This is a genomic window from Agromyces sp. NPDC058104 (assembly GCF_042884835.1).
Lineage (GTDB): Bacteria > Actinomycetota > Actinomycetes > Actinomycetales > Microbacteriaceae > Agromyces.
The window spans coordinates 443,841-456,157 of the sequence record NZ_JBHVTD010000003.1 but is presented as its reverse complement, the minus strand read 5'-3'; the positions used below and the strand labels follow the sequence as shown (position 1 = coordinate 456,157).

The following is a 12,317-nucleotide window of genomic DNA, read 5'->3' as shown; positions in this document are numbered from 1 at the left end:
CCTGCGAGCCGACTCTACTTAAGCCCGCGTGACCGCACCAATCGCCGCACCGGGAGCGCTCCACGGAGAATCGGTGTCGGATGCCGCGACTACGCTTGAATCCATGGTGGAATCCGGTCCGGGGCTGCGCTCGGGCGCGACGCCGCTCGCGGTGCGCATGCGTCCGACGAGTCTCGACGAGGTCGCCGGGCAGCGTCACCTGCTGACCCCGGGCTCGCCGCTCGTCGCCCTCGCGGGCGACCGATCGGGTGAGTCCGGGTCGGTGTCGGTGATCCTCTGGGGGCCGCCCGGCACAGGTAAGACGACACTGGCCCAGGCGATCGCGCGCTCGTCGGGCCGCAAGTTCGTTGAGCTCTCCGCCGTGACCGCCGGCGTGCGCGACGTGCGTCAGGTGATGGAGGAGGCCCGCGCCAGCCGCGATCTGTACGGGCTCTCCACGGTGCTCTTCCTCGACGAGATCCACCGCTTCACGAAGGCCCAGCAGGACGCGTTGCTGCCCGGGGTCGAGAACGGCTGGGTGATCCTGGTCGCCGCGACGACCGAGAACCCGTCGTTCTCGGTGATCTCACCGCTGCTGTCGCGTTCACTCCTCCTCACGCTCGAGCTGCTGAGCGACGACGACCTCGGTGTGCTCGTCGACCGTGCCGTCGCCGACGCCCGGGGCCTCGCGGGCAGGGTGACGCTCGATCCCGAGGCGCGGGCGGCGATCGTTCGCCTCGCCTCGGGCGATGCGCGGCGTGCGCTGACCGCGCTCGAGGCCGCAGCGGTCTCGGCTGCGGCGATGCCGGTCGAGCCGGCCGACGGGGCCGCCGACGCCGCGCCAGACGGTGACGCCTCGGGCGACGACGAAGCGGGGGAGCCGGAGTCCGACGGCGACGCCGGGGCATCCGCGCCACCCCTCATCACCGCCGACATCGTCGCGCGGGCGGTCGACCGCGCGCTGCTCAGGTACGACCGCAACGGCGACGAGCACTACGACGTCATCAGCGCTTTCATCAAGTCGGTGCGCGGCAGCGACGTCGACGCCGCCCTGCACTACCTCGCGCGCATGATCGAGGCCGGCGAGGACCCGCGCTTCATCGCCCGTCGCATCATCGTGCTCGCGTCGGAGGACATCGGGCTCGCCGACCCGCAGGCGCTCGGCGTGGCCGTGGCCGCGGCCGACGCCGTGCAGTTCATCGGCATGCCCGAGGGGCGCATCCCGCTCGCCCAGGCCGTCGTGCACCTCGCGACCGCACCGAAGTCGAACGCGGCGTACCTCGGCATCGACAAGGCCATCGCCGACGTGCGCGCCGGCAAGGCGGGGCGCGTGCCGAAGCACCTCCGCGACGCGCACTACCCCGGCGCGAAGCGGCTCGGGCACGGCAAGGGCTACCGCTACCCCCACGACGACGCGATCGGCGTGGTCGCCCAGGAGTACCTGCCCGACACGCTCCGCGGGGCGGTCTACTACGAGCCCACCGAGCACGGCAACGAGCGCGAGGTCTCGGCGAGGCTCGCGAAGCTCCGCCGGATCGTCCGGGGCGGCCGCTGAGCGGCCATGCCCGTCGTGGTACGATTGACGCTGGCCTGAAGCCAGATCCTCGAGCGCGGCTGCGAGAGGGTCACCGGCGAGCGGGTGCGATCTGTAGCCGATCCACCCCTGGCGAATCCCTCTGACACAGATTTCCGGCGCACGATCGCGCCGGCGATTCACTTGAGATTCTTCCGAAAGGACATTCGTGTCGAACCAGTCACGCAGCAAGACCCGCCTCTCCCGCGCGCTCGGCGTCGCCCTCACCCCGAAGGCCGCCCGCTACATGGAGAAGCGCCCCTACGCTCCCGGTGAGCACGGCCGCACCAAGCGCAAGCAGGACAGCGACTACGCCGTGCGTCTGCGCGAGAAGCAGCGTCTCCGCGCCCAGTACGGCATCCGCGAGAAGCAGCTGAAGATCGCCTACGTCGAGGCCAAGCGCACCGCCGGCCAGACCGGTGAGAACCTCGTCGAGCTGCTCGAGATGCGTCTCGACGCCCTCGTGCTCCGCGCCGGCTTCGCCCGCACCATCACGCAGGCCCGCCAGTTCGTCGTGCACCGCCACATCCTCGTCGACGGCCAGCTCGTCGACCGCCCCTCGTTCCGCGTGAAGCCGGGCCAGCTCGTGCACGTCAAGTCGCGCAGCGAGGGCACCGAGCCCTTCCAGGTCGCCGCGGCCGGCGGTCACGTCGACGTGCTCCCCAAGGTTCCGGGCTACCTCGAGGTCGAGCTCGACAAGCTCCAGGCGCGTCTCGTGCGTCGCCCGAAGCGCGCCGAGGTCCCCGTGACCTGCGACGTCCAGCTCGTCGTCGAGTACTACGCCGCTCGCTGACGCGAGTCGTCTCGAACAGGGGTCGCGGGGTTTCCCGCGGCCCCTGTTGCGTCTCCGGGCGAGGGCCGTCACCTCGCCACTAGACTGATTCGAGGCGTGCCGGGCGCCATCGCGCCGGTGAGAGATCGAAGAGGGAGCACACGTGAAGAGCATTCTGTGGTTCACCGTCGGCGTCGCGGCCGGTTTCGTGGTCGCGCACCAGGTCAACCAGACCAAGCAGGGTCGCGACTTCTTCTCGTCGATCGACGCGAAGGCGCGCGAGTTCGGCAACGCCATCGCCGAGGGCTATCACGCCCGCGACGCCGAACTGCGCGCCGACGGCGACGCCTCGGCCGCTCGCTGAGCCCTCACCCTTCACCTCCGGCCCGGTCGCACCGGGCTCGACCCCAGAACGGAACCATGCAGACTGCCGACATCCGCCAGCGTTGGCTCGACTTCTTCGCCGACCGCGGTCACACCGTCGTCCCCTCGGCCTCGCTCGTCTCCGACGACCCGACGCTGCTCTTCACCGTGGCCGGCATGGTGCCCTTCGTGCCGTACCTCACCGGCATCGTGCCCGCCCCGTACCCGCGGGCCACGAGCGTGCAGAAGTGCATCCGCACCAACGACATCGAAGAGGTCGGCAAGACGCCGCGCCACGGCACGTTCTTCCAGATGAACGGCAACTTCTCCTTCGGCGACTACTTCAAGGAGGGCGCCATCTCGATGGCGTGGGAGCTGCTGACCTCGGCCGAGTCGGCCGGCGGCTACGGCTTCGCGCCCGACGACCTCTGGGTCACCGTCTACGAGGACGACGATGAGGCGATCGAGATCTGGAAGCGCGTCGCGGGCCTGCCCGACGAGCGCATCCAACGGCTCGGCAAGGAGACGAACTACTGGCACACCGGGCAGCCGGGCCCCGCGGGCCCCTGCTCCGAGATCTTCTTCGACCGCGGCCCCGCCTACGGCATCGACGGCGGCCCTGCGACCGACGACGACCGCTACGTCGAGATCTGGAACCTCGTGTTCATGCAGTACCTCATCACCGACGTGAAGTCGAAGACCGACTTCACGGTCGTGAAGGAGCTGCCGAAGAAGAACATCGACACCGGCATGGGCCTCGAGCGCGTCGCGTTCCTCAAGCAGGGCGTCGACAACATGTACGAGATCGACCAGGTGCGCCCGGTGCTCGACCGCGCCGCCGAGATCTCGGGCCGCCGCTACGGCGCCGACCACGAGGACGACGTGCGCATGCGCGTCATCGCCGACCACGTCCGCTCCGCGCTCATGCTCATGAGCGACGGGGTGAGCCCGTCGAACGAGGGCCGCGGGTACATCCTCCGCAGGCTCCTCCGTCGCAGCATCCGCGCGATGCGCCTGCTCGGCGTGGAGGGTCCGACGTTCCGCGAGCTGTTCGCGGCGTCGCGCGACGCGATGAAGGCGGCGTACCCCGAGGTCGCGCGCGACTACGCGCACATCGAGCAGCTCGCACTCGGCGAGGAGGAGACCTTCCTCCGCACGCTCTCGGCCGGCACCTCCATCCTCGACCTCGCGGTCGCGAAGACGAAGGACGCCGGGCGCGAGGAGCTCGCGGGCGACACGGCGTTCCTGCTGCACGACACCTACGGCTTCCCGATCGAGCTGACGCTCGAGATGGCGGAGGAGGCGGGCCTCGCCGTGGACCGCACCGCGTTCGACGAGCTCATGACCGCGCAGCGCACCCGGGCGAAGGCCGACGCGAAGTCGAAGAAGAAGGTGCTCGCCGACCTCTCGGTGTACGCCGACTTCCGCGCGAAGGGCGAGACCGTCTTCACCGGGTACACCGAGCTCGCGACCGAGTCGAGCGTGCTCGGCCTCCTCGTCGACGGCCGGCCCGCGCAGCGTGCGGTCGCCGGTCAGACGGCCGAGGTCATCCTCGCCGAGACCGCGCTCTACGCCGAATCCGGCGGACAGGCGCCCGACCAGGGGCGCATCGTTGGCGACGGCTTCGAGCTCGAGGTGCTCGACGTGCAGAAGCCCGTGAAGGGGCTCATCAGCCACACGGTCAAGGTGACCTCGGGCGAGGTCGGCGTGGGCGAGCGGGCGACGAGCCTCGTCGACGAGGACTACCGCCGCGGGGCGACCCAGGCGCATTCGGGCACGCACATCGTGCACGCCGCGCTGCGCCAGGTGCTCGGCCCGAACGCCCACCAGTCCGGCTCGTTCAACAAGGCCGGCTACCTGCGCCTCGACTACGGCTGGAACTCGGCGCTGTCGGCCGAGACCCGCAGCGAGCTCGAGGAGATCTCGAACAGCGCGGTACGCGACAACCTCCAGGTCGTCACCCGCGAGATGCCGCTCGACGAGGCGAAGTCGCTCGGCGCGATGGCGCTCTTCGGCGAGAAGTACGGCGACGTCGTGCGCGTCGTCGACATCGGCGGCCCCTGGTCGCGCGAGCTCTGCGCCGGCACGCACGTGTCGACGAGCGCCGAGATCGGCATGATCAACATCGTCGGAGAATCCTCCGTGGGCGCGTCGAACCGTCGTGTCGAGTCGCTCGTCGGCCTCGAGGCGTTCCGCCGCTTCGCCGCCGAGCGTGCGCTCGTGAACGAGCTCACCTCCTCGCTGAAGACCCGCCCCGAGCAGCTCGTCGACCGCGTCGGCGAACTCGTCGCGAACCTGAAGAGCGCCGAGAAGAAGATCCAGGCCTTCGAGGCGAAGGCACTGAACGACCGCGTGCCCGCCCTCGCGTCGAAGGCCGGTCGGGTCGGCGAGGTGCTTCTCGTGGCCGAGTCGGTGGGGCAGCTCGGCTCAGGCGACGAACTGCGGTCGCTCGCCCTCTCCGTTCGCGGCCAGCTGGGCGACGCGGCGAGCGTCGTGGCACTCGCCGGCGAGGTCGGCGGCAAGCCGCTCGCGATCGTGGCGACCTCGCCCGCGGCGCGCGACCACGGCGCGAACGCCGGGGCCCTGGCGAAGACCGCGGCCGGCGTGCTGGGCGGCGGCGGCGGCGGCAAGCCCGACCTCGCCCAGGGCGGCGGCACCGACGTCGCGGCGATCCCCGCCGCGCTCGAGGCCGTGCGCCGCGGTCTCGGCGGGTAGTCGCGCCATGCGCTCCGGAGCGAGGCTCGGCATCGACGTCGGTCGCGCGCGCATCGGCGTCTCGCGGTGCGATGCGGGCGGGCTGCTCGCCGTGCCGATCGAGACGGTCGCCCGCGCGGCCGACGGCGACGCCGACGTGCGTCGCATCGTCGAGCTCGCGGGGGAGTACGAGGCGATCGAGTTCGTCGTCGGGCTGCCGCTCTCGCTCTCGGGCGGGTCGACGCCCTCGACCGATGACGCGCTCGAGTTCGCCGAGCGCCTCGGCCGTTCGGGTGGCGGCCTGCCGGTGCGGCTCGTCGACGAGCGACTCTCGACCGTCAGCGCCCAGCAGGCGCTGCGCGCGAGCGGCAAGTCCTCGAAGAAGCAGCGTCCCATCGTCGACCAAGTCGCAGCCGTTATCATTCTGCAACACGCGATCGACGCCGAGCGGGCCGCCGGCCACGCACCCGGGCGCGTGCTCGACCTCGACGAAGGGCCCTCACCCTTGTGACCCAGCTCCCCCCAGAGCGCTCCGACGCCGACGCCCTCGCCGCCGACTGGCGGGCGTTGCTCGGCACCGACGCACCGACGACGGGGTCGATCCCCGCGCCGTCGACCGGGGCGACTCCGGCTCCCGCACCGTCGACCGGGGCGACCCCGGCCCGCGGTCACGCTCCGTCGACCGGGGCGAGTCCCGCTCCCGCTGCTGCGCAGCCCATGACGCGCCGCGAGATCCGTGAGGCCGAGCAGCGCGCCGCCGCGCAAGCCGAGGCCGAGAGCGCTGCGGCCGCGGCTGCGGCCGGCACGTCTCCCTCCCCGCATCCGGCCGCGCCGGTGCAGCCGCAGCAGGAGCCGCTGCAGCAGTTGCAGCCCTTGCGGCGGCCGCAGACGGGGCCGTCGTTCGAGGAGCTCGCCGGTGCGCAGCATCCGGCGCCGGCTGCCCCGGCGCCGGCGCAGCCGCGCTCCGCCTTCGACGCGCATCTCGCCGGCGAGGCCCCGCCCATCGTGCCGCGTCCGGCCGCCGAGCCGGGGTCGGAACCTCCGCAGCCGACGTCCGCATCCCCGTTCGCCGACCTCCTCGGCGACCCGCACCAGTCGGTCGACCCGATGGCGGACGAGCTCGGGCGGCGCAAGCCCTCGCGCGCCGAGCGCCGGGCCGCGGCATCCGACCCCTACGACCAGCACCCCGACGAGAAGCCGCGCCGTCGCGGCGCATGGGGCTGCCTCATCGGCCTGCTCGTCGTCGCGGCCCTCGGCGCCGGCGCCTTCTTCTTCCTGCAGGGGCCGATCAACGCCGTGATCGAGCGGTTCCAACCCGCCGCCGACTACGAGGGCGCCGGCACCGGCGAGCTCGTCTTCATGATCCACGAGGGCGACACCGGGGAGTCGATCGCGTCGAACCTCGTCGACGCCGACGTCGTGGCCTCGACCGACGCCTTCATCGAGGCGGTGGCCGAGGCGGACCCCTCGCCCGTGTTCTACCCGGGTGCCTATCAGCTCGCCGAGCAGATGAGTGCGCAGGCCGCGCTCGATGCGCTCCTCGACCCGGCGAACAAGCTCGAGAACACCTTCGTCATCCCCGAGGGCACCGCGACCGTCGATGCCCTCACGCCCATCTCGGAGGGCACGGGCATCCCGCTCGAGGAGTTGCAGGCGGCCGCGGCCGAGCCGCCCGCGAGCTACGGCCTCCCGCCCGAGGCGACGAGCCTCGAGGGCTTCCTGTTCCCGGCGACGTACACGCTTGACCCGAACCTCGACGCGCACGCCGTCCTGCAGACCCTCGTCGACCGCCAGTTCCAGGCGCTCGACGAAGCGGGGGTCGCTCCCGAGGACCGGTGGAAGACGATCGTGCTCGCGGCCCTCGTCCAGCGCGAGGCCGGTCTCAAGGACGACTTCTACAAGGTGTCGCGGGTGTTCCTCAACCGGCTCGACCCGGCGAAGTGGGAGAGCGGGCTGCTGCAGTCCGACGCGACCGTCGCCTACGGCACCGGCAACACGCATCTCGTGACGACGACCGACGCCGAGCGCGCCGACGCGTCGAACCGCTACAACACCTACGTGCACCCGGGGCTGCCGGTCGGGCCCATCTCGAACCCGGGCGACCTCGCGATCGACGCGGCGCTGCACCCCGCCGACGGCCCGTGGCTGTTCTTCGTCACCTGGAACCTCGACACGGGCGAGACGATCTTCTCGTCGACCGTCGAGGAGCACGACGCCGCGGTCGCGAAGTGGCTCGCCTGGATGGAGGAGCACCCCGAGTATGGCTGAGTCGCCGTCCGCGATGCCGGGGGCCGCGCCGTCGGCCCGCCTCGCGGTGCTCGGCTCGCCCATCTCGCACTCCAAGAGCCCGTCGCTGCACCGCGCCGCGTACGCGCGGCTCGGCCTCGACTGGAGGTACTCCGCGATCGAGATGACCGGGGACCGCCTCCCGGCGTTCGTCGACGGGCTGGATGCCGGGTGGCGGGGCCTCTCGCTGACGATGCCGCTCAAGCAGGACGTGCTGCCCCTGCTCGACGAGGTCGACGAGCTCGCCGCGCTGACCGGTGCCGCGAACACCGTGCTCCTCGACGGCGGGCGCCGCCTCGGCTTCAACACCGATGTCGGCGGCATCGTGCGCACGCTCGCGGAGGCCGAGATCACGACGATCCGTCGCGGCGCGCTCATCGGCGCCGGGGCGACCGCCGCGTCGGCCCTCGTCGCGATGGCCGAACTCGGGGCCGAGGAGGTGCGGGTCCTCGTGCGCAGGCCCGGCGCCGCCGCCGAGCTCGAAGCGCTCGGGCATCGCGCCGGACTCGTCGTCACGGAGCATCCGATCGCCTCGCTCGCCGACGCCGACGCCGACGCCGACGCCGACGCCGCAGTGGCGCCCGAGGGTCGCCGCCACGAAGCCGCCGCCGACCTCGTCATCAGCACCGTCCCCGGCGGCGTCGATCTCGGCGTCGCGCCCTCGGCCGCGCTCGTGGCGCACGCCCCCCTCCTCGACGTCGCCTACGACCCATGGCCGAGCGCCCTCGGCCGGTCCTGGCTCGACGCCGACGGCACGGTCGTGCACGGCCTCGGAATGCTGCTGCACCAGGCGCTGCTGCAGATCCGCATCTTCGTGAACGGCGACCCCTTCTCGGAGCTGCCCGACGAGGATGACGTGCTCGCCGTCATGCGCGAGTCGGTCGCCTGACGCTGTGGAAGGATAGGAGGCATGCTCCGTTGGCTCACTGCCGGAGAGTCGCACGGGCCTGAGCTCGTCGCGATCCTCGAGGGTCTTCCCGCCGGTATCCCCGTCTCGCTCGATTCGATCCGCGCCGATCTGGCGCGCCGCAAGCTCGGCTACGGCCGTGGCGCGCGCATGAAGTTCGAACAGGACGAACTGGCGATCTCGGGCGGGGTCCGCCACGGCCTGAGCCTCGGCAGCCCGATCGCCGTGCGCGTCGGCAACACCGAGTGGCCGAAGTGGCAGGAGGTCATGAGCCCCGAACCGATCGACGCCGAGCGCCTCGGCCGCGGGCGCGGCGCCCCGCTCACCCGGCCCCGTCCGGGCCACGCCGACCTCGTCGGCATGCAGAAGTACGGCTTCGACGAGGCGCGCCCGGTGCTCGAACGGGCGAGCGCCCGGGAGACGGCGGCGCGGGTCGCGCTCGGCGCCGTGGCGAAGTCGTTCCTCGCCGAGCTCGGCATCCTGACGATCGCCCACACGCTCTCGATCGGCCCGGTTCGCGTGCCCGAGGGCGCCGCCCTGCCGTTGCCCTCCGACGTCGACGCGGTCGACGCCGATCCGCTCCGGTGCTTCGACGCCGAGACGAGCGCCCGCATGGTCGCCGAGGTCGACGACGCCCACAAGTCGGGCGACACCCTCGGCGGCGTCGTCGAGGTGCTCGCGTACGGCGTGCCCCCGGGCCTCGGTTCGCACGTGCACTGGGACCGCCGTCTCGACGCGCAGCTCGCCGCCGCGCTCATGGGCATCCAGGCGATCAAGGGCGTCGAGGTCGGCGACGGCTTCGAGACGACCCGTCGCCGCGGCTCGGTCGCGCACGACGAGCTGCACGCCGCCGACGGCCGCATCGTGCGTGCCAGCGATCGCGCGGGCGGCACCGAGGGTGGCATGTCGACCGGCACGGTGCTGCGCGTCCGCGCCGGCATGAAGCCCATCGCGACCGTGCCGCACGCGCTGCCGACGATCGACGTCACGACCGGCGATCCGGCGGCCGCGCACCACCAGCGCTCCGACGTGTGCGCCGTCCCCGCGGCGGGCGTCGTCGCCGAGGCGATGGTCGCGCTCGTGCTGGCCAACTCCGTGCTCGAGAAGTTCGGCGGCGACTCGGTCGCCGAGACCCGGCGCAACCTCGAGGCCTACCTCGCCGCCATCCCCGAGAGCCTGCGCACCGCCGGGGCGGAGGGCGTGGTCGACGCCGGTGTCTGACGACACCCGTCTCGGGCTTCCCATCGTGCTCGTCGGCCCGATGGGGGCCGGCAAGTCGCGCGTCGGCCAGCGGCTCGCCGCGACCGCCGGGGCGCCGTTCATCGACACCGACGCGCGCATCGCCGAGCGCTACGGCGCGATCGACGAGATCTTCGCCCGCGAGGGCGAGGAGTACTTCCGCGTCATCGAGCGCGAGGTCGTCGCCGAGGCGCTCCGCGAGGAGGCCGTCGTCTCGCTCGGCGGCGGCGCCGTGCTGCACGAGGACACCCGAGACGACCTCGCCCGGCTCGCGGTCGTGTGGCTGCAGGTCTCGCGCGAGGCCGTCGCCCCGCGGCTCGCGGGCGGCAACCGCCCGCTCATCGCCGACGGCGGCCTCGACCGCTGGACGGCCATCCTGGAGGCCCGGCGCCCGCTCTACGCGGCCGTCGCCGACCTCGCCATCGACACCTCCCGGCGCTCGGTCGGGCGGATCGTCGACGACATCACCGGGCACTTCGGAGGAGAACGATGACGGCAGACGACGAGCGCACGGCGATCCGGGTCGGCGGCGAGTCGGGCTACGACGTGGTCGTCGGGCGCGGCGTCCTCGCCGAGCTCGGCGACGCACTCGGCGGCGCGGTGAAGAAGGTGCTGGTCGTGCATCCCGCGACCCTCGGCGCCCGCGCCGCGGCGCTGCGCGAGGCGCTCTCCGACCGCTTCGAGGTGCTGCTCGCCGAGGTGCCCGACGCCGAGGCGGGCAAGCGCATCGAGGTCGCTGCGTTCTGCTGGCAGGTGCTCGGCCAGGCCGACTTCACCCGCAGCGACGCCATCGTCGGCTTCGGCGGGGGAGCGATCACCGACCTCGCCGGGTTCGTGGCGGCCACCTGGCTGCGCGGGGTCCGCGTCGTGCAGGTGCCGACGACGGTGCTCGGCATGGTCGACGCCGCGGTCGGCGGCAAGACGGGCATCAACACGAACGAGGGCAAGAACCTCGTGGGGGTCTTCCACCCGCCGGCCGCCGTGCTCTGCGACCTCGACCTGCTCGACACCCTGCCGAAGAACGAGATCCTCGCCGGCTTCGCCGAGATCGTAAAGGCCGGGTTCATCCGCTACCCCGAGATCCTCGACATCGTCGAGGCCGACCCCGAGGTCGCGACCGATCCCGCGACGCCCGAGTTCCGCCGCGTCGTCGAGCTCGCGATCCAGATGAAGGCCGACGTCGTGTCCGAGGACCTCACCGAGCAGGGGCTCCGCGAGATCCTCAACTACGGGCACACCCTCGGCCACGCCGTCGAGCACGCCGAGCGGTACCAGTGGCGGCACGGTGCGGCGGTCGCCGTCGGCATGATGTTCGCCGCCGAGCTGGGCCGGCTCTCGGGGCGCCTCTCCGACGAGGTGGCCGACCGGCACCGCCGGGTGCTCGACCTCCTGAGCCTGCCGACGAGTTACCCCGCCGGTCGCTGGAACACCCTCCTCGCGACCATGCAGCGCGACAAGAAGTCGCGGGCCGGCCAGCTGCGGTTCATCGTGCTCGACGACCTCGCGAAGCCGACGGTCATGCAGGCGCCCGACCAATCGCTGCTCTTCGCCGCGTACCAGGAGATCGGCTCGTGACCGAGCGACGGCTGCTGCTCGTCAACGGCCCGAACCTGAACCTGCTCGGCACCCGGGAGCCCGAGATCTACGGCTCGCAGACGCTCCACGACGTCGAGCGCATCGTCGCGGACACCGCAGCCGCGCGCGGCTTCGAGGTGCGGGCCGTGCAGTCCAACCACGAGGGCGTGCTCCTCGACGCGATCCACGCGGCGCGACTCGACTGCGCGGGCATCGTCATCAACCCGGGCGGACTGACCCACACCTCGGTCGTGCTGCGCGATGCCCTCGCGGGCGTCGACCTGCCCGTCGCCGAGGTGCACATCTCCGACGTCTCGCAGCGCGAGCCGTTCCGTCACCACTCGTATGTCGCGGACGTCGCGGTGGTGCACGTCGCGGGCGAGGGCGTCGCCGGCTACGCGACGGCGGTGCGGCTGCTCCTCGACGTCGTCACGGGGCGAGCCGAGGGCTGAGGCCGCCGGCGCGCCGCGCGCGTTCAGGCGCCGCGGGCGTACGCCAGGCTCTCCTCGACGATCGACACGACGACCTCGAGCTCGTCTGGGTCGCGCGGGCCGTAGACCATGAACTCGGTGCCGAAGTCCTCGTACTGGTGGGGCTCGGCCCAGCCGAGCTCGGTGAGACGGGCGCCGCGTTCGGCCGGCAGCACGAGGTGCACGCTGGTGTCGTCGACGCCGTGCAGGTGCACGGGCTCGAGCCGCCCGTCGGGGAAGAGCGAGGTCTCGGGCGCACGCCGAGCTCCTGCCCGACGAGGAAGACCGCACGGGACGACGTGGGCGAGACCTGACTGTGGCCCTCGACGACCCCGTCGAGGCCGAAGACGCCCGCCACCAGCCGACCCCACAGCTCGGGGCTCGCCCGCTGGTCGAGCTGGCACTGCGGCCCCTCGGTCGAGACGGTCGGGCGGGTGCCGGGGCGCGGGGTGTCGATCA

12 protein-coding genes are annotated in these 12,317 nt (G+C 72.4%); 11 read left to right on the top strand and 1 reads right to left on the bottom strand.

Annotated elements, in window-relative coordinates:
- Positions 1–103: 103 nt before the first annotated feature.
- The 11 genes from ACFVTH_RS15990 (at position 104) to aroQ (ending at position 11,840) form a co-directional block, all read left to right on the top strand.
- Positions 104–1,534, top strand: coding sequence for a replication-associated recombination protein A (locus ACFVTH_RS15990; RefSeq protein WP_387092957.1), 1,431 nt, complete (start codon positions 104–106; stop codon positions 1,532–1,534).
- A gap of 187 nt (positions 1,535–1,721) precedes the next feature.
- The gene (gene rpsD / locus ACFVTH_RS15985; protein WP_022887983.1) at positions 1,722–2,345 is read left to right on the top strand and encodes a 30S ribosomal protein S4; all 624 of its coding nucleotides are present in this window, start codon (positions 1,722–1,724) and stop codon (positions 2,343–2,345) included.
- 142 nt (positions 2,346–2,487) lie between these two features.
- Positions 2,488–2,688, top strand: coding sequence for a hypothetical protein (locus ACFVTH_RS15980; protein ID WP_386941006.1), 201 nt, complete (start codon positions 2,488–2,490; stop codon positions 2,686–2,688).
- Positions 2,689–2,744: 56 nt separating this feature from the next.
- On the top strand, positions 2,745–5,402 hold the full coding sequence (gene alaS / locus ACFVTH_RS15975) for an alanine--tRNA ligase (RefSeq protein ID WP_387092954.1): 2,658 nt from the start codon (positions 2,745–2,747) through the stop codon (positions 5,400–5,402).
- A gap of 7 nt (positions 5,403–5,409) precedes the next feature.
- Positions 5,410–5,892, top strand: coding sequence for a Holliday junction resolvase RuvX (ruvX, locus tag ACFVTH_RS15970; RefSeq protein WP_386941009.1), 483 nt, complete (start codon positions 5,410–5,412; stop codon positions 5,890–5,892).
- The gene (gene mltG, locus ACFVTH_RS15965) at positions 5,889–7,649 is read left to right on the top strand and encodes an endolytic transglycosylase MltG (protein ID WP_387092951.1); all 1,761 of its coding nucleotides are present in this window, start codon (positions 5,889–5,891) and stop codon (positions 7,647–7,649) included. The genes ruvX and mltG overlap by 4 nt, the downstream gene beginning before the upstream one ends.
- Positions 7,642–8,556 (top strand): shikimate dehydrogenase, encoded by a 915-nt coding sequence (locus tag ACFVTH_RS15960; protein WP_387092949.1) that lies wholly within the window; start codon positions 7,642–7,644, stop codon positions 8,554–8,556. Before mltG ends, ACFVTH_RS15960 begins: the two co-directional genes overlap by 8 nt.
- A gap of 21 nt (positions 8,557–8,577) precedes the next feature.
- On the top strand, positions 8,578–9,795 hold the full coding sequence (aroC, locus tag ACFVTH_RS15955) for a chorismate synthase (RefSeq protein WP_387092946.1): 1,218 nt from the start codon (positions 8,578–8,580) through the stop codon (positions 9,793–9,795).
- Positions 9,788–10,306, top strand: coding sequence for a shikimate kinase (locus tag ACFVTH_RS15950; RefSeq protein ID WP_387092943.1), 519 nt, complete (start codon positions 9,788–9,790; stop codon positions 10,304–10,306). The genes aroC and ACFVTH_RS15950 overlap by 8 nt, the downstream gene beginning before the upstream one ends.
- Positions 10,303–11,388 (top strand): 3-dehydroquinate synthase, encoded by a 1,086-nt coding sequence (gene aroB / locus ACFVTH_RS15945; protein WP_387092940.1) that lies wholly within the window; start codon positions 10,303–10,305, stop codon positions 11,386–11,388. The genes ACFVTH_RS15950 and aroB overlap by 4 nt, the downstream gene beginning before the upstream one ends.
- Complete coding sequence (gene aroQ, locus ACFVTH_RS15940) at positions 11,385–11,840, top strand: type II 3-dehydroquinate dehydratase (protein ID WP_387092937.1); 456 nt, start codon at positions 11,385–11,387, stop codon at positions 11,838–11,840. Before aroB ends, aroQ begins: the two co-directional genes overlap by 4 nt.
- Before the next feature lie 23 nt (positions 11,841–11,863).
- Here aroQ and ACFVTH_RS15935 read toward each other — a convergent pair whose 3' ends face one another.
- Positions 11,864–12,073, bottom strand: a complete 210-nt coding sequence (locus ACFVTH_RS15935) for a luciferase family protein (RefSeq protein ID WP_387092934.1) — start codon at positions 12,071–12,073, stop codon at positions 11,864–11,866.
- Positions 12,074–12,317 lie beyond the last annotated feature (244 nt).